We start from the raw sequence: 17,142 nt of genomic DNA, 5'->3' as shown, positions 1-17,142 counted from the left end.
TTTAATACTCGCTTATGCCTCACCGTCATACCTACTTTATCACTGGCACAGACACTGAAATTGGTAAAACCACGTGTACCGTGGCTTTATTACATCATTTCAAACAGTTAAGACACCGTACTGCGGCCATGAAACCCATTGCCTCTGGATGTGAATGGTCTCCAGAAGGCTGGCGTAATGCAGATGCCATCGCTTTGCAACACGCCATGACCGAACCCTTGAGTTATCACGAGGTAAATCCCATTACATTGCCAGAACCCATTGCACCCCATTTAGCCGCACAATTAGTAAAAAAATCGCTTGATGTAGCCACTCTCACCGCGCATTATCAACAAATCAAAACCAATGCGAATATTGTCTTAATAGAAGGCGTTGGCGGATGGCGCGTTCCCTTAAATGATAAAGAAACATTAGCCGATTTAGTACGTTCATTAACGATTCCTGTTATCCTCGTGGTCGGCATGCGATTAGGCTGCATTAATCACGCCCTATTAACGGCTGAAGTGATTGCAAAAGATGGTTGTTTATTACAAGGTTGGATAGCCAATTATTTATCGCCACCTCAAGCGCATGATGCTGCGGTTTTAATGACTTTACAACAACGTTTAAATGCTCCCCTATGGGCAACTTTAAATTATCAAGCCCAACATTTATCTATTCATCCTGATTTCCCGCCGCTTTCTCATGAAAGAATGGATACTCTATGAACACTGAAAATGAGCCACAAAGTGTTATCATCGATGACACGCCAAAACGCCGTCATTTATCCACCCCCGCGTGGTTTTCGTCCAGCTTTTTAGACTTAGCTGAAGATGTAAAACTGGCAAAACAGCAAGGAAAAATCGGATTAATTCTTTATTTTGGACAAGATAATTGTGTTTATTGCGAATATTTATTAGAAGTGAATTGGAAAGAACATGAAAATTTAGCCCATTACACGGCTCATTATTTTTCCGTCGTGGCAATCGATATTTGGGGCAGTTTAACCGTCACTGATTTTGCAGGAAAAACGCTCAGTGAACATGATTTTTCTAATCGAGAAAAAACCTTATTTACCCCAACATTATTATTTTACGATTTAACGGGAAAAGAGGTGTTTCGTTTGCGGGGATATTATCCGCCTTATCAATTTCGAGCGGCGTTAGATTATGTGGTGGGGGCGCATTATCACCGCTTATCTTTTCGGGATTATTTAGAACAAGCCAATCCGCCTTTAGTCTTCGATTTAAATGAATTAAATCCTCATGCTATTTTTGCCAAACCGCCCTATTTATTAGATCGCCGCCATCAAGCCAGTGAGCATTTTTTAGTTGTATTTTTTGAGGAAGGCTCTTGTCATGCCTGTGATGTACTGCATACGCATCCCTTGCAAGATGCTGCCGTGTTGGCGCGTTTGCAGCAAATGGAAGTGATTCAACTCGATCACCGTGCAGATACACCACTGATTACGCCACAAGGCGACATGATGACCGCTCAACAATGGGCAGCACAATTAAAGATTTTCTTCGCGCCCACACTGGTGTTTTTTGACAAAAAAGGAAAAGAAATCATACGCATCGATGCGGTGATTGGCAGTTATCGTTTAGCGCGAGTCTTAGATTATATTTTAACAGGGGCGTATCAACACACGCCCCAATTTCAACGTTGGCACGCTCAACATTATTCAAATGGATGACCCGCTAAAATCGTCACCTTTTACTTGTTGATAAAGCGAGAGATATTCAGCGGCTCGCCCTGTCCATGTTAAATCGCGTTGCATTCCGTGACGTTGCAAAGTGTGCCACAATTCAGGACAGCGGTATAAGACTAATGCGCGTCGCACCGTTTGTAATAAAGCTTCAGGCGTTTCTTCGGCAAAAACAAAACCGTTTGCGCTGCCTGCATCCAAATGGCACGGTGTGACATCGGTGACCGTATCGGCTAAACCACCCGTATGTCTCACAATCGGCAGCGTACCATAGCGCATACTGTATAACTGATTCAGACCGCACGGCTCAAAACGCGACGGCATTAAAAATAAATCCGCACCCGCTTCAATCTGATGCGCCAACGATTCGTCATAACCTAATGTCACCCTTAATTGCTGAGGATAACGGCTGGCTAAAGCCTGTAACTGCTGCTCCATGCCTTTATCCCCGCTGCCTAATAAAACCACTTGGACTTTTTCGGCTAAAATTTGGTCTAATACGGGCAATATTAAATCAATACCTTTCTGATAGGTTAAGCGACCAATTAAGCCAATTAATGGCGTGTTAATTTCTGCACTTAATCCCACCCGATCACACAAGGCTTTTTTATTAGCGAATTTGTCTTGTTTTAACTGATCGCTAAAGTCGTAATTTTGGGCTAAATAAGGGTCAGTATGCGGATTCCAATGATCATCAATGCCATTTAAAATCCCCGTGAGCTGTTGTTTTCTCCCTGCCAACAAACCCGCCAAACCATAACCAAAAGTGGGCGTTTGAATTTCCAACGCGTACGTGGGACTGACTGTAGTAATCCAATTAGAATAATAAATCCCTGCTTTTAAGAAAGAAACCAAGCCATAGTATTCTAAACCGTACATGCCAAAACTGGCCGGCGGCAATTCTAACAAGCCCATTACTTCTGAACCGAATACACCTTGATAAGCCACATTATGTAAACTGATCAGTGTTTTCGCCTGACTGCGCGGTGAATAATGCAAATAAGCGGGCGTTAGTCCCGTTTGCCAATCGTTACAATGGATAATATCAGGTTTAAAATCAAACTGATGCTCACCAAACAGCGCGGCCGCTTTCGACAATAAACCAAAACGCAAGGCATTATCCGCCCAATCGTTACCCATGCCATCTTGATACGGCCCGCCTTCGCGTTGGTATAACATTGGGCAGTCCAACAAGTAAAGCGGCACATCAGAATCAGGTAAACGCGCTTCTAAAATGGTGGCAGGTGCTTGATGTAAAAAGGAAAAAAGAGGAATTTTAATGTCTGTCTTTACCCAAGACAATTGTGCCTTGACGCTGGAATAAGCGGGCAGTAACACCCGCACATCAAGCCCCAGCGCGTGCAGTGCTTTGGGCAAGGCGTAGCTGACATCGGCCAATCCCCCAGTCTTAATCAAAGGGAATACTTCAGAACTGGCGAATAAGACACGTATCGCAGGCTGGGCAGACATTTTAGTAACCTCTTGTTATTTAAGATAAAAATTCAGCGCATAGACGGGTTCAAACCGCGGCGTGCTTCACTGAGAAGCGATGGCGGCTTGCATTCGCGTGATTACGCGATGAATCGCTTGATGCTTTATTTTCATGGCGGCTTTATTGACGATGAGACGAGAACTGATGTCGGCGATGGTTTCCAACGGTTCTAAGCCATTGGCGCGTAAAGTATTTCCTGTGTCCACGACATCAACAATGCGATCCGCCAATCCCACCAAAGGAGCTAATTCCATTGAGCCATATAACTTGATAATTTCGACTTGTTGCGCCCGATCCGCGTAAAAGCGTTGGGTGCTGTTGACGTATTTTGTGGCGATACGTAAGCGGCGGTGCGGGGGTTCATGTCCTACTTTTCCCGCCACCATGAGACGACAACGCGCAATACGTAAATCTAAGGGTTCATATAAGCCATCGCCGCCGTGTTCCATTAAGACATCTTTACCTGCAACGCCCAAATGTGCCGCGCCTTGTTCGACATAGGTGGGAACATCGGTGGCGCGAATGATCACCAATTGGATGTCGGGGTGATTGGTGTCCAAGATTAATTTGCGTGACGTGTCGGGGTCGTCTTGGGGGAAAATGTCAGCGGCAGCGAGTAAGGGCAGGGTTTCTTGGAAAATTCGGCCTTTAGACAAGGCTATTCTTAACATGGCAACCTCAATGGATTAATACGTGACGCAGGCTTGGTCAACTTGATGAATAATGGGCTTTAGGTTACACAAGTTTTGGGGTTTAGGCAAACGGGGGAGATAAAGCCCGTTTCTTACGCCCGCACTTCAGACTGAAAAAACGAGGTTATTTTACAGTCTCGCCACTGAGAAGTGCCATATTGACTGAGATACGGATAATGTTGTATGTTAGATACCAGAAGTGGCGCGAGCAATTAAACCAAAACCAGTGATGGAGTAAGTGTTTTGGGTTTAAAACAGCTTATATCCTACCTACTAAATACAACCAAACCAAATAAAATTGGAAGCGTTATGGACAAACTTAAAGTCAATCTCAAGAACTGCTACGGAATTCAATCTTTAGATAAAGAATTCGACTTTACCTCTTCTAAGGTTAAAGCCTATGCTGTTTACGCACCTAATGGATTGATGAAGACTTCTTTTTCAAAGACTTTTGAAGCAATTTCTAAAGGAGATTCACCGAAAGAAGAACGCTATAACCGACCATCAAGCTGTGTTGTTAAATCTGACAATAAAGCTATACAAAAAGAGATGATTTATGTTCTTAAGTCGGAAATTGATATTAACTCGGACAGTCCTGCTATTTCAAATATTCTGGTCAATCCTGAAAATAAGGCTAGATATGATGCTCTTCATTTTGAGCTTGATAAACTGAAAAAGCAACTTATTACTTCACTTCAAAAAGCATCAGGCATCAGAAAAGATGATGTTGAAAAAACCATTCTAACCGATTGGAAAGAGACAGATTTTCCGACTTGCATTGAGAAAATCAAAGCAACTTCTGATTTCGATGACTTTGGCTTTTACCAATACGCAAAAATACAATACGCAACAATATTTAACCCTGAAACCATAGAAGTTCTTCAAAGCCCAGAATTTATACCAAAAGTACGGGAGTTTATTGAACACTATCAAATTATTGAACACTATCAAAGGTTTTTGAATCAGGGTGGAACTCTTTGCCAAAAGGGAGTATTTAATCTTGCAAAAGCAGACACACCTCCTAGAACATTACAACAGAGACTCAAAGCTATCTATTATGAAAAAATAGACACTAACCCAAAACTCAAAAAACTTCGGGATAATCTTGCTAAAAATGCTCAGACTCAAGCATTAATCGATCTTATTGTAACTCGTTCAGCAGGCAGAATTGAAAATCTTCTGCGTAACCTAGAACCGAATAATCAAGCTCAGTTTCGTAGAAATCTTTGGGGAGTCTATCTTAAATATAAGGCTGATTCAAAAGCTTACATGGAGCTATATTATGAAAGTAAACACGAAATTAAACAGATTGAAACAGATGCCGCACAAGCTACTCCTCGTTGGGTTAAAGCAATAGAGCGTTTCAATAATCGTTTTGTAGATATGCCCTTTCAACTCGCTATAGCAAATCAAGCTCAAGCGGGATTAGGCAAAGAACCAGCTAAACTTAAATTTATTTTCACAGATGGCTCTGATACGGTTGAATGCTCACGGTCTGAAACTAACACGTTAAGCACTTTAAGCCAAGGTGAAAAACGATCTCTCTACCTTCTCAACTTTATTTTTGAAGTGGAAGCGCGAAAGTTAGCAAATCAGGAGACACTATTTATCATTGATGATATTGCCGATTCATTTGACTATAAAAACAAACATGCAATAGTCCAGTATTTGAAAGACATTACAAATATCCCAAATTTCCACCAGATTATTCTCACTCATAATTTTGATTTTTTTCGGACGCTAGCGAACAGCTTTGTTCATCGAGATAGATGTCTTATGGCTAACCGTAGTATCACATCAATTACCCTTACAAAAGCGGAAGGAGTAAAAAATTACTTTATTAATGTATGGAAAAACAAAGTAAATACTGATGATACTGTTCTTTGTGCCACTATTCCATTTACTCGCAATTTAATTGAATACATTAAGGGTGATGAAGATGGGGATTATCTATTACTTACAAGCTTGCTGCATTGGAAAAGAAATACAGAGCAGATTACTGTCGGAGACTATATGGGGGTTTATAATCGCCTTTTTAGTACACATTACGAAACAGAGAATTCCACTCGATTAACGGATTTGCTTTTTACTAAGTCGAATGAAATCTGCAATGACCCCGTACGTGATGGATTGAAGTTGGAAGACAAAGTTCTTCTATCTATGTCGATACGTATGAAAGCAGAAATTTTCTTAATCAAAGAGCTAAGAAGAATTAAGAACGATACAAGTTACTGGTGCGACGATACAAATCAGTTTGGCCGTCTAATGAAAGAATTTTCATCCTCAGACCCATTAGCACCCGCTATTCCCACACTAGAAAAGATCAGTATCACAGTCAGTTCGAACATACACCTTAACTCGTTTATGTATGAGCCGATTATTGACCTAACTATTGAGCATCTCATAGAGCTTTATAAGGACGTGTGTAATCTTTTATAACCGTGTTTTTTCTCGCTCCCATGATCCCGTATATCTAGTTGCTCCAGCGGCGGTGGTATCTCGAAAGCCATACTGCTAGAGCGGCTGTAAAAGAACTCCCCAAACGCCCTTTTTTTTTTGTTCGTATCAATAATGATTCTTACATGAAATAATGCGCAACACGTCTTCTTCAACGACATACACTAAACGATGCACGTCATCAATGCGCCGTGACCAGCAACCGCTTAATTCATGCTTTAACGGTTCGGGTTTTCCAATGCCGTTGAACGGATCACGTGTAATTTCTATTATCAGCTTTGATATACGCTGAAAAACTTTCTTATCAATGCGCGCCCAATCATGATATTCTTCAAACGCCTTGACTTCAAAGAGAATTTGCATTTTTTTCTATCGTTGCCAGATCGACTTCAACCCAATCTTGACTATTGAGTCCGGTTAATAATTTCGCTCGATTATCAGAATGGCGTAACAAAAACTCCGTTTCATCTTGTGTTTCTTCAGTATCTTGAATAATAATGTTGATGGTTAAATTTCCATGCAGTTGTTTTAATTTATCTACAAAGTCGTATGTTAATTCACTGGGTTTTAAATGGTAAATAGCTTTCATTGAGAAATTCCCCTTTAAGTGCTAATGCAACCGATGGGCTACGCTTGCCAAGGTTTTGCTTTGGTATGGTAGCGCAAAAAACGCGCCTTTGCCATTGAATGAATCGCGTGTAATTTCCATTATCAACTTTGATATAAGTACCGAAACAAAAATAATCTGGATTATCCACATTTCTACTAAATTTATTAGCTGCCTAGATGTTTTAACATTATCCAATACATAAATAAAACTTTTAACATTTAGAACATTGTAATAAATGTTTTCTAAAGTCTTCTAATGAAGAATTTTTATTAATTGCAGCCTTATCAAGTTTTATAAATTCTGCTAGTTCAGGAGTTTTATTTTCTCGGTATTTTGCTTCTTTATCAGGTCTATCGCCTTTATGCAGTGCCTTATAAATTTCTTCAGAAAATCTTGTTAAATATTCTTTTGGCCCATTACCGCCTGATTGAGCCTCTTCAATGTTAGTCGTGTCGCCACAACTAAATTTTCCGATTAGTGATTTATTATTTTCAAGTAATATCTTCCTACAAACTTCTGAGAAAATATCTGCTTTACACTCTTTTGGTAATCTGGATTGAGCAAAATAGCAAAAAATACCGACACAATCGACTAATAGCCATGCTTCTATTTCATTAATTATTTCAACTATACCAAAATTAAGTCATTCATAAAATTTTTCTGTCAGAATCAGAATTTACAGAATTTTAGGATTTTCAGAATTAAAGAATAAAAAATCTGTTTAAAATAAACGACTTGTAAGAATAAATTTTGAAAATTCTTGTGTCTGCAAATTTTGATTCTGACAAAATAAGGATTCTACGAACCCTATCTTTTTGGTATAGATAGACTCTATTAGCAAAATCTTCTACTTGTAAAACTTCTTTAACTTGATTAATGAGCGAGTTGTCTTGTTTTCGTCTTTCAGCTTGAGACATCGGCCCATCTCGATCAATAATAAAAATAACACATTGGCTCTGCATTAGATAATTTTTAACCGCTTTTTTTAAGCCTTCAGCACCTTGTTTAATGACAGCACGTTGTGGTTTACCTAACGGTTGAATTTCAGCCAGTTTGTTTTCAATTGCTAAAATCTTTTCAGCAAAAACTTTTATAGTCTTGGCATCATAATCAGATTCTAATGCCCATAAGGTAATGTGTGGCACACTATTGTTCATAATTAAATCAACTTGCTGTCAAATATTGCGCTGCCAATACCAAAATCTTCTATCCAACCTTGAAAAGCGGGTTGTTTTTCTCTTGCTTGATTCAAATCAAGCACAGTTGTCCCTTCTCCTTTTTTATTTTGTAATAAAACAACTTCAATATCTTGATCTAAGTCTTCAGCATTAAGGGTAAGCGCATCTAGTAACTGTGAGCTATGGGTAGTAATAACAACTTGGGTGCGTCGGGAGAGTTTTTGTAATAAATTTGCAACTCCCTCTAATGCAGCGGGATGTAAATTACGCTCTGGTTCTTCAATAGCAACTAACTTAGGTAATTCATCTTGGTTTAATAAGGTATAATAAGCCAGTAGTCTTAAAGTACCGTCAGAAGCTCTTTTTAGTGGAATTAGTTTTTCATAACCCTCTTGTAACCCAACCTCTTCATTACTTGGCAAACGTTCAAGCTTACAATGCAACACACTTTCTAATATACCAAAATTATGTGAGATATAAAAACAAATTAAGTTTTAATATCTACCTAGATATTAGGTATAAGATACTGTTTAATTTTATTAAACTTAAACACTTTACCTGACAAAAAGGTCTCAAACATACTAGTGACTTCTTTAAAGCTTGATAGACGGTGAAAATTCTTTCTGACCCAATTCTTACCTTGAAGCCAAATATCCTCGACTGGATTTTGCTCTGGGGCATTGGGCGCAAATCTTAATAAACGAACTTTCCATTCTGATTCTGGAAGTCCCCCATTTAATTTCTCTAAATAAGTTCTTAAACCTTCAGAACGATGATAACTTGCACCATCCCAAATAATCACATGACGGGCTTCTTTATATCTGTAAATGAGCCAGTTAATAAAGTCTATCGTATATTTTGTATCAGCTTTCTTTGCCCTATCTAAAATAAATTCTCCCGTATAAATATTCACCGCTCCATACCACGTTTGAGAAGTGCGATAATTACTCATCTTTATTGACGTTCTTTCTCCTTTTTTCGACCAAACATAACCACAAATATCTCCCCACAACTGATGGCTTTCGTCTTGCATCCAGTACATTACCTCTCCACTTTCTATCTGTTCACGCTCCTTATCTATTAAATCCTTAATCTCTTTTTTTTTAGCTTCTACTTTTACCTCATCTTTTGCCGAATTCTCTTTGTGTGTCTTCTTATAACTTAAATTCGCTTCTTCTAATAATTTAGTATAAGAAGTATTTGAAGAATAGAAAACATCATACTCCTCTTTTAAGTATCTCTTTAGTTCCTCTATTGTTATTGTCTTCTTTTCTTGTATCCAATTAATCACATCTTCTCGTTCACGCGGCTTTAAATACCCTGGTGAGCCTTTATACGCTAACTTTAATCCTTCAACCCCTGACGCTAAATAAATGGCTTTCCATTTATCCACAAATTGCACACTGACACAACACGCTAAAGCCGCTTCCGCACGCACAAAACCAAGCAAAGACATTCTTACTGCCATCGCTCGCTTCACTTCTCTCGCCTCACCTGTTGACATTAACTCTTCTAAATCTTCATATCTTTTGTTCATTATTCTCTCCTATTTGAAAAGTATTATTATACGACTCTGAAAAAATTGGTATAGCTCACTTACGGATTCAAATTTACCTTTGTAGTTTTCATGCCAATTAAGCAAAATTCCGCGTAAAACAGAACCATCATCATCTAAAATAGAAGGTAAAGGACTTTTTTTACCCATTATAGAAGCCATACTGTCACTTCTAATTATCTCAGGCATAAAATTATAAAATTTAAAGTCTTTAAGAAATTCAGAAAATTTTCTAGTAATAGGTTTTTCGCCATAGGAACCAGCCGATCTTAAAGCCATTTTCTCATCACTATAACTGGTTTTATTACCCCCTTTTTCATCAAAAACAATACCACTGTTTTCTTTTATATCAATTATTTTTTGATCTTCTATGAAAAACTGTTCAAGATATATTCTTTTATTAGCAGCTTGCAAAGATAATATATATTCCATCTTATTACCTTCAATTTCTGCTTCAATTTCAAATTGTAAATGTTTTTCTGAATTATTACATCCCGCCCAAAGCTGTCTGTTTATGTATTCTTCTGAAGGCAACCCCTCACTTAACATTAACTTATTTAATAATTCTAAGGCACTTAAAACATTAGTTTTACCGCTCGCATTTGCACCCACAATAATGGTCAAACGCTTAAAGCTTACAGTAATATCTTTAAGACTTAAAAATTTTTCAACGTGTAATTTTTTAATTAACATATGATTATTCCTTAGAGGTTAAAAATTTTTGTTTACTTTGACCATCTTATCCATGCGCACCCAATCATTATATTCTTCAAACGCCTTGACTTCAAAGAGAATTTGCATTTTTTTCTATCGTTGCCAGATCGACTTCAACCCAATCTTGACTATTGAGTCCGGTTAATAATTTCGCTCGATTATCAGAATGGCGTAACAAAAACTCCGTTTCATCTTGTGTTTCTTCAGTATCTTGAATAATGACGTGGCACGTCGGAACGGCATTCCCACAAACTTGTGGGAACGAGATAACGCGCCACGCCCACAAGTCCCTACAAACAAAATATCCTATATCCAATTGTAAGCGTGTCTTATGGGCGCGATCCCTCGTTGGCTAAAAATCTTAACGGAAACGAATACTAGCAAGGTCTAACTCAAAACTCAAAGTCCCGGGTTGTTGTTGCATTTCCAGATAATAAGTGCCGACATTGCCAGAACCATCGGGAACATCAAGACAAGGTATAATAACTCGTGATAACACGGGATTGTATTTGGCTTTGCAATCTTCTGCACCGAGTATTCCCTCCGGACAAGCCCCATGACAACCTTTCACGGTAATAAATCCATTCCCTGCTGATCCTGAATTCTGACATATCGCAGATGCCGTTGTGGTTAATACGTAATCACCTGCGGGGAATGAACGACGCACATCGAATACGCCTTCACACCATTGACTTTGATAGGGATCGCAGCCTTCATTTTGGGTTGTTCCCTGCATAGAAACTGGCCCCGACAATTGGTAACTGAGCGAAGCCCCGCCTTCTCTGGTGTTATACCAAACGCCTATGGTATTGACTATTGAGGGTTTTTCTAAATTAAATCGTACCGTATTGGTCAAACCACAACTAGAGGTATTCCAGTTGTGAACTAATTTCTGTTCTGTTTCTGAGGTACAAGCCGTACATTGACCGCTTTGAGTGGCTTGCGGATTGTGTGGAGAAAATTCGACAGAAACCACATTGATTCCAGCCAGCAATGGCCCACAAGATGCGCCCATGATCAGGTCAGCGGTCTGTTTAATTTGAAGTTCAAGTGGATATTGCGCTTGTTCTTCACCGATCTCATAGATGATCATGGATAATCTTTCAGACTGGGTGGGATTGGGGTCGGGAAGTGTGACATACCATTTTCTCATGCAGCCTGAACAATTCCCAAAATAATAGAAAGGGTCTCGCCAGTAATCCCACTGTCCTCTGACATGGTAATCGCCTTGCTTGCCCGGCGTGGCATAGTGGGTTATTTTCACCAAACCTGCTGTTCCTAACGTGGCTGATCTTGAAGGTAGCGGAGGACGCGGCGTTGTGTCACAGGTGTTGCCCTCATTAAACGCAGCCGTGACCGTAAAAACATGACTCCACGAACGGCCGCTTAAATCTCGGCGTTCTGTCGCAGCGTGGTTTAAATGCTCCTGCGCCTGAGACAGGAGCGATTCCATATCTGCCTTGAGTTCGCGTGGCAGCAACAACACCATCAAACCTAGAATCATAACAACGCTTATCAATACATTTTGATGTTCCTTTAACCTGTAAATTTTCATGATCATTCCCCAGTTTGATAAATACAGCAAGAACCAGCTCTTGCGTTGGCTAATCCATTGGTAGATGGATTGCGGTTTAGAAAACAGGAAAATCTGATTTAAAGAAATACGTTATATTTTAAGTATAGGCAGAAAAATTTATTCTTACAAGAGATTTAATAGGGATAATTAATCATTAATTTTTACCTCAATTAAAATTTTTTAATGAGCAAATTAAAGAATATATACCAATTTTTTCAGAGTCGTATAATAATACTTTTCAAATAGGAGAGAATAATGAACAAAAGATATGAAGATTTAGAAGAATTAATGTCAACAGGTGAAGCGAGAGAAGTGAAGCGAGCGATGGCAGTAAGAATGTCTTTGCTTGGTTTTGTGCGTGCGGAAGCGGCTTTAGCGTGTTGTGTCAGTGTGCAATTTGTGGATAAATGGAAAGCCATTTATTTAGCGTCAGGGGTTGAAGGATTAAAGTTAGCGTATAAAGGCTCACCAGGGTATTTAAAGCCGCGTGAACGAGAAGATGTGATTAATTGGATACAAGAAAAGAAGACAATAACAATAGAGGAACTAAAGAGATACTTAAAAGAGGAGTATGATGTTTTCTATTCTTCAAATACTTCTTATACTAAATTATTAGAAGAAGCGAATTTAAGTTATAAGAAGACACACAAAGAGAATTCGGCAAAAGATGAGGTAAAAGTGGAAGCTAAAAAAAAAGAGATTAAGGATTTAATAGATAAGGAGCGTGAACAGATAGAAAGTGGAGAGGTAATGTACTGGATGCAAGACGAAAGCCATCAGTTGTGGGGAGATATTTGTGGTTATGTTTGGTCGAAAAAAGGAGAAAGAACGTCAATAAAGATGAGTAATTATCGCACTTCTCAAACGTGGTATGGAGCGGTGAATATTTATACGGGAGAATTTATTTTAGATAGGGCAAAGAAAGCTGATACAAAATATACGATAGACTTTATTAACTGGCTCATTTACAGATATAAAGAAGCCCGTCATGTGATTATTTGGGATGGTGCAAGTTATCATCGTTCTGAAGGTTTAAGAACTTATTTAGAGAAATTAAATGGGGGACTTCCAGAATCAGAATGGAAAGTTCGTTTATTAAGATTTGCACCTAATGCCCCAGAGCAAAATCCAGTCGAGGATATTTGGCTTCAAGGTAAGAATTGGGTCAGAAAGAATTTTCATCGCCTATCAAGCTTTAAAGAAGTCACTAGTATGTTTGAGACCTTTTTGTCAGGTAAAGTGTTTAAGTTTAATAAAATTAAACAGTATCTTATACCTAATATCTAGGTAGATATTAAAACTTAATTTGTTTTTATATCTCACATAATTTTGGTATAGTGCTGATTCCCAATACTAAGTGTTACGCAACCATTCCGTCATGTAACACTCAGCCACCTACTTAGTCGTAAACGTATAAACCCCATCCCAATCCTCACCGGGGGGATTATGACTGAAATAATCAATACGTTCTAAATAAATACTATACAATAAACGCTCTGGAGATTGTTCGCGTAATTGTAACAGTAATTGCCGTGCTAATTCCCAATGCTGTTCTCGATAATGCGTTAATGCGGTTTCATATAAAACTAACTCGGAAATAACAGACTCCGTTAAATGATCCCGTGCGCCTAATGGCTCATAAATCACCACAGGTAAATCTTTACCTTTAACCCGCACCCGATCCAATTCTCTAAACGCATATTCAGGCACCGCCGCGACCGTGGTTTCACTGGCAATAATCTGCACGCCATATTGCTTGGTTAAGCCTTCTAAACGCGATCCAAGATTAACCGCATCACCCATCACCGTATAAGCAATCCGAAATTGTGAACCCATATTGCCCACATTCATTGGACCCGAATTTAAACCCACACCCACTTTAATTTCTGGCCAGCCGCGGGCTTTAAATTGCGGTTGCATTGCTTCTAAAGTTTGCACCATTCCCATTGCCGCATCTAAAGCATGACGCGCATGTTTTTCATCTCTTAATGGTGCGCCCCAAAATGCCATAATGGCATCACCCATATATTTATCAATTGTGCCGCGTTGTTCATGAATAATGCGCGTCATTGGCGTTAAAAATTCATTCATTAATTCAGACAATTCTTGTGGCTCTAATCCTTCCGAAATGGTCGTAAATCCGCGCACATCAGAAAATAACACCGTCATATCCCGATTTTCTCCGCGCATATTAAAAGAACTGGGATCGCGGCTCATTTCATCGACCAATTCAGGTGGAACATACTGCCCAAATAAATGCGCCATTGCCCGTTTATGACTGGATTCAATAAAATAACCATAGGACATAGAAAATAAAAATAAACTAAGGATCATTAATAAAGTGGCCGCCAAAGGCAAGACTAAATTAAGCTGTTCCCAGACCATTACATTAAACCACACAATACCTGTTACCAATAAAACCGTATTTACCGTTGCCCACAATGGTGAAAGCAAAGACAATAAAAATAACAATAACACACCCGATAACACCAAAATAATCCATTCCATTCCCACAATATAAGCGGGTTGATCCATCAATTGATGATCTAAAATACCCGCTAACAAATTCGCATGAATTTCCACCCCAGGATAAACCGTGGCCACAGGCGTGGTTCTCAAATCCAATAAACCTTGTGCGGTCGTGCCTAATAACACGATTTTATCTTTTAATAATTGGGGATCAGATACCCGTTGTTTTAACACATCACTGGCAGAAAGATAAGGAAAACTGCCTTGTGGGCCACGAAAAGGAATTAATGTCCGCAAATAAGCATCGACAGGAATTTTTCTTGCACCCAATTGTAAGAATTCTAAACGATGATAACCGCCCGATCCTTTTTCTAAACCCAATTCAATTGTGGGTTCTCCTAAAATAACTCGTGCCATCGCCAAACTTAATGATTCATATAAATCACCTTGATAGGCTTGCAACATGGGAACGCGCCGCACCACGCCATCCACATCAGGACTGACATTAAAATGTCCCGCGCCCAACGCATTGGCTTGCAATAACGGCAAATTCGCAATATAACCATTAGCCGATTCATATTTTAACGGTAATAAACGCACTTCCTCCGCAGTTAATAAAGGTTCAGGCAATAAGCCTGCTTGCACATTTTCCATACGCGATTCTAAAGTGGCAAAAGAAAACCCTAATACCACTCGCCGATGATGCAAACTATCTGCGAATTGTTGATCATAATCTAATTGCTTTTTAATCTCTGGTAATTGCGCTAAAAAACCATCTTGATCTTTCAATAAAGTATTGGCTAATACCTCCAATTGCGACCAACCAGAACTATTATCTGCTTCTGGAAAAGCAATATCTAATCCTAACAAATCAATTTCATAATCAATAAATAAACGATCCACCAATTGAGATAAAATTTGTCGATTCCACGGCCAACGTCCAATTTCTGCTAAACTTTTCTCATCAATATCCACAATAATAACGCGATCATCCACAACAGAAGCAGCCGCCACATTTAACCGTAAATCATATAAATCCCGTTCCAAATTATGAATAAATTGCCATGAAAATAAAGACGATGGCGGCGACATGACATGCAACATAAAAAAAACAATAATACTACTGCCCAAAAACCAACGCATCAAATAACGACGCAATTGTAACCATAAAACAGACATTAATCATTCTCCTATCAGTAGAAATTGACAAAACCCCATTATATCGGTTAAGTTAGCCCCTAATCGAGAGGCTTTTTTTCATGACATCATACCGCAAAAAAGGAAAGCAACATGAGCGGAATTAAAGACAGTTACGTTAAATTAAATGCCGATAAACGACAACGCTTACTGGCTCATTGTGAGCAGGTGAATGATTTTGAGTCTGATTTAGCCCAACGTTTGGCAGAATCGGCGCAGCGATTTCGCCAATTTTTAGAACGCCACTTGCCCCAATTACAAGAAAATAATTTACAAGAAAATTCGTCCCATCATTCGCCATTAGATTCCCACTCAAATCACGCCACAGAAAGCCTAGATAATTTAGAACAGCAACAACGCCAAACACTGCAAGAATTATTGCAGCAAGAACAAACCCAATTAACCGATTTAACCACTTATCCTGTAAATCAACAAGCCCATCGCTTACAACAAATTGAACAACAATTAACCTGCCGATTAGCTGAACAACAACGCCATTTTCAACAACAATATCGTCGTTTATATCAAAGCCAATTAGAACGGCGACAAACCGAAGATACCTTAGCCGAATTATGGTTAAATCGCCTGCGTCGTTTAGGCTTACAATTAGCTGCCCATTCTGGGTTAGATTATCAACCCGTGGGCTTTTTAAATAGTTTAGATGAAACCCTCACCCAATGCGATCAATATTATCAACGCGGCTATTATCAAGCGGCTTTAGCCACCAGTCACGAAGCCTATTTACGCGCACAACAGCATTTTTTTGAATTAGAACAAGGGCAGTTTATCCACACGGCATGGCAGGGATTAATACAACATCATGTAGACCAATTACGCGCTAAAATTGATGTGCAGAAACAAGCCCAATTTCGTATCCGTTCGGGACAACAAGAAGTTTTAATTGCAGCCGATATTGACTATTGGACAGAGGGAAAATTAAGCCAATTAGAACAAAAATTAAATGATTTAACTCAATATTTCTCCACTTCACAATTACCCTTAGCAGAATTAAAAAATATGGTTGCGCAATTAGAGCAACAGCAACAACAATTATCCCAATTAACTCACGATGCCCAAGCCGCTCTCATTGCCTCCCAATTACGTCACAATATGGGACAAATCATTAGCCATTCTTTAGCCAATGCGGGATGGGAAGTGATTGATGCCACTTATGCCCAAGAAGATTATCGTCGGGCAATGCACCTTAAATTGCGCAATTATCAAGGGGATGAAATTGTCACGATTATTCAACCTGAAACCCGTCGAGAAAATACTTTAGCGGCGCATTTAAATATCGGCTTTTTTGAACAAACCATTGACGAAACCGCCCGCCAGCGACGTTTACAACAAATCATTCGCGCATTACAACAACAAGGCTTATCGCCCACGCCACCGACCTGTCGCCCCGGCACCGAACAACAACGCGCTACAGAACGGCAATGGCTGGATTTTGAACGGGCGCGTCGTCGTCGAACCGATTCGCATTAAAAATATAAATTCTCTGCAAAAACAAGC

At 39.2% G+C, this 17,142-nt stretch carries 16 protein-coding genes; 5 read left to right on the top strand and 11 right to left on the bottom strand.

What is annotated here, in order from left to right; translation table 11 throughout:
• Window positions 1-14 precede the first annotated feature (14 nt).
• Both bioD and TPSD3_RS09995 read left to right on the top strand, forming a co-directional pair.
• Window positions 15-707, top strand: a complete 693-nt coding sequence (gene bioD, locus TPSD3_RS10000; protein ID WP_086488364.1) for a dethiobiotin synthase — start codon at window positions 15-17, stop codon at window positions 705-707.
• Window positions 704-1,675, top strand: a complete 972-nt coding sequence (locus TPSD3_RS09995) for a thioredoxin family protein (protein ID WP_086488363.1) — start codon at window positions 704-706, stop codon at window positions 1,673-1,675. Before bioD ends, TPSD3_RS09995 begins: the two co-directional genes overlap by 4 nt.
• Here TPSD3_RS09995 and glgA read toward each other — a convergent pair.
• Window positions 1,664-3,157 (bottom strand): glycogen synthase GlgA, encoded by a 1,494-nt coding sequence (glgA, locus tag TPSD3_RS09990; RefSeq protein ID WP_086488362.1) that lies wholly within the window; start codon window positions 3,155-3,157, stop codon window positions 1,664-1,666. The two genes, TPSD3_RS09995 and glgA, sit on opposite strands and share 12 nt — an antisense overlap.
• A 66-nt stretch (window positions 3,158-3,223) precedes the next feature.
• Window positions 3,224-3,850 carry an ATP phosphoribosyltransferase gene (gene hisG, locus TPSD3_RS09985; protein WP_086488361.1) on the bottom strand — a complete coding sequence of 209 codons (627 nt, stop codon included), beginning with the start codon at window positions 3,848-3,850 and terminating at the stop codon, window positions 3,224-3,226.
• 330 nt (window positions 3,851-4,180) lie between these two features.
• Here hisG and TPSD3_RS09980 point away from each other — a divergent pair, with 330 nt between their 5' ends.
• Window positions 4,181-6,310 (top strand): ATP-binding protein, encoded by a 2,130-nt coding sequence (locus tag TPSD3_RS09980; RefSeq protein ID WP_140048533.1) that lies wholly within the window; start codon window positions 4,181-4,183, stop codon window positions 6,308-6,310.
• Window positions 6,311-6,436: 126 nt separating this feature from the next.
• Here the strand turns inward: TPSD3_RS09980 and TPSD3_RS09975 are convergent, their stop codons facing one another.
• From TPSD3_RS09975 to TPSD3_RS09940, 8 genes are all read right to left on the bottom strand, one after another.
• Window positions 6,437-6,691 carry a Txe/YoeB family addiction module toxin gene (locus TPSD3_RS09975; RefSeq protein WP_086488359.1) on the bottom strand — a complete coding sequence of 85 codons (255 nt, stop codon included), beginning with the start codon at window positions 6,689-6,691 and terminating at the stop codon, window positions 6,437-6,439.
• Window positions 6,675-6,917, bottom strand: coding sequence for a hypothetical protein (locus TPSD3_RS09970; protein WP_086488358.1), 243 nt, complete (start codon window positions 6,915-6,917; stop codon window positions 6,675-6,677). Before TPSD3_RS09970 ends, TPSD3_RS09975 begins: the two co-directional genes overlap by 17 nt.
• A gap of 722 nt (window positions 6,918-7,639) precedes the next feature.
• The gene (locus TPSD3_RS09965) at window positions 7,640-8,095 is read right to left on the bottom strand and encodes a hypothetical protein (protein WP_086488357.1); all 456 of its coding nucleotides are present in this window, start codon (window positions 8,093-8,095) and stop codon (window positions 7,640-7,642) included.
• Window positions 8,096-8,097: 2 nt separating this feature from the next.
• A complete protein-coding gene (locus tag TPSD3_RS09960) occupies window positions 8,098-8,538 on the bottom strand; it encodes an AAA family ATPase (protein ID WP_176329821.1) in 441 nt (146 codons plus the stop codon).
• Between the two features lie 83 nt (window positions 8,539-8,621).
• Window positions 8,622-9,653 (bottom strand): IS630 family transposase, encoded by a 1,032-nt coding sequence (locus TPSD3_RS09955; RefSeq protein WP_086486662.1) that lies wholly within the window; start codon window positions 9,651-9,653, stop codon window positions 8,622-8,624.
• 9 nt (window positions 9,654-9,662) lie between these two features.
• Window positions 9,663-10,364, bottom strand: a complete 702-nt coding sequence (locus TPSD3_RS09950; RefSeq protein WP_086488355.1) for an AAA family ATPase — start codon at window positions 10,362-10,364, stop codon at window positions 9,663-9,665.
• Window positions 10,365-10,455: 91 nt separating this feature from the next.
• Window positions 10,456-10,671: a hypothetical protein gene (locus TPSD3_RS09945; protein ID WP_086488354.1), complete on the bottom strand. Its 216-nt coding sequence runs from the start codon at window positions 10,669-10,671 to the stop codon at window positions 10,456-10,458.
• A 75-nt stretch (window positions 10,672-10,746) separates the two neighbouring features.
• Window positions 10,747-11,940 carry a hypothetical protein gene (locus TPSD3_RS09940; protein ID WP_086488353.1) on the bottom strand — a complete coding sequence of 398 codons (1,194 nt, stop codon included), beginning with the start codon at window positions 11,938-11,940 and terminating at the stop codon, window positions 10,747-10,749.
• Window positions 11,941-12,216: 276 nt separating this feature from the next.
• On the opposite strand from TPSD3_RS09940, the gene TPSD3_RS09935 reads away from it, so the two are divergent.
• A complete protein-coding gene (locus tag TPSD3_RS09935; RefSeq protein ID WP_086486662.1) occupies window positions 12,217-13,248 on the top strand; it encodes an IS630 family transposase in 1,032 nt (343 codons plus the stop codon).
• 108 nt (window positions 13,249-13,356) lie between these two features.
• On the opposite strand, the gene TPSD3_RS09930 is transcribed toward TPSD3_RS09935, so the two are convergent.
• Entirely contained in the window at window positions 13,357-15,609 is a 2,253-nt protein-coding gene (locus tag TPSD3_RS09930; RefSeq protein WP_245391558.1) for a CHASE2 domain-containing protein, read from the bottom strand.
• Window positions 15,610-15,720: 111 nt separating this feature from the next.
• Here TPSD3_RS09930 and TPSD3_RS09925 point away from each other — a divergent pair, with 111 nt between their 5' ends.
• Window positions 15,721-17,115 (top strand): hypothetical protein, encoded by a 1,395-nt coding sequence (locus TPSD3_RS09925; RefSeq protein ID WP_086488352.1) that lies wholly within the window; start codon window positions 15,721-15,723, stop codon window positions 17,113-17,115.
• The last annotated feature ends 27 nt before the right edge of the window (window positions 17,116-17,142 follow it).

This window comes from Thioflexithrix psekupsensis, from assembly GCF_002149925.1.
In the GTDB taxonomy this organism is placed as follows: Bacteria; Pseudomonadota; Gammaproteobacteria; order Beggiatoales; family Beggiatoaceae; genus Thioflexithrix; species Thioflexithrix psekupsensis.
This window is presented reverse-complemented; position numbering and strand designations above follow the sequence as displayed.

What these genes read in the sequence shown, in the direction of transcription:
- bioD (WP_086488364.1), top strand. Translation starts at nt 15, where the DNA reads ATGCCTCACCGTCATACCTACTTTATCACTGGCACAGACACTGAAATT.
- TPSD3_RS09995 (WP_086488363.1), top strand. Translation starts at nt 704, where the DNA reads ATGAACACTGAAAATGAGCCACAAAGTGTTATCATCGATGACACGCCA.
- glgA (WP_086488362.1), bottom strand. Translation starts at nt 3,157, where the DNA reads ATGTCTGCCCAGCCTGCGATACGTGTCTTATTCGCCAGTTCTGAAGTA.
- hisG (WP_086488361.1), bottom strand. Translation starts at nt 3,850, where the DNA reads ATGTTAAGAATAGCCTTGTCTAAAGGCCGAATTTTCCAAGAAACCCTG.
- TPSD3_RS09980 (WP_140048533.1), top strand. Translation starts at nt 4,181, where the DNA reads ATGGACAAACTTAAAGTCAATCTCAAGAACTGCTACGGAATTCAATCT.
- TPSD3_RS09975 (WP_086488359.1), bottom strand. Translation starts at nt 6,691, where the DNA reads ATGCAAATTCTCTTTGAAGTCAAGGCGTTTGAAGAATATCATGATTGG.
- TPSD3_RS09970 (WP_086488358.1), bottom strand. Translation starts at nt 6,917, where the DNA reads ATGAAAGCTATTTACCATTTAAAACCCAGTGAATTAACATACGACTTT.
- TPSD3_RS09965 (WP_086488357.1), bottom strand. Translation starts at nt 8,095, where the DNA reads ATGAACAATAGTGTGCCACACATTACCTTATGGGCATTAGAATCTGAT.
- TPSD3_RS09955 (WP_086486662.1), bottom strand. Translation starts at nt 9,653, where the DNA reads ATGAACAAAAGATATGAAGATTTAGAAGAGTTAATGTCAACAGGTGAG.
- TPSD3_RS09950 (WP_086488355.1), bottom strand. Translation starts at nt 10,364, where the DNA reads ATGTTAATTAAAAAATTACACGTTGAAAAATTTTTAAGTCTTAAAGAT.
- TPSD3_RS09940 (WP_086488353.1), bottom strand. Translation starts at nt 11,940, where the DNA reads ATGAAAATTTACAGGTTAAAGGAACATCAAAATGTATTGATAAGCGTT.
- TPSD3_RS09935 (WP_086486662.1), top strand. Translation starts at nt 12,217, where the DNA reads ATGAACAAAAGATATGAAGATTTAGAAGAATTAATGTCAACAGGTGAA.
- TPSD3_RS09930 (WP_245391558.1), bottom strand. Translation starts at nt 15,609, where the DNA reads ATGTCTGTTTTATGGTTACAATTGCGTCGTTATTTGATGCGTTGGTTT.
- TPSD3_RS09925 (WP_086488352.1), top strand. Translation starts at nt 15,721, where the DNA reads ATGAGCGGAATTAAAGACAGTTACGTTAAATTAAATGCCGATAAACGA.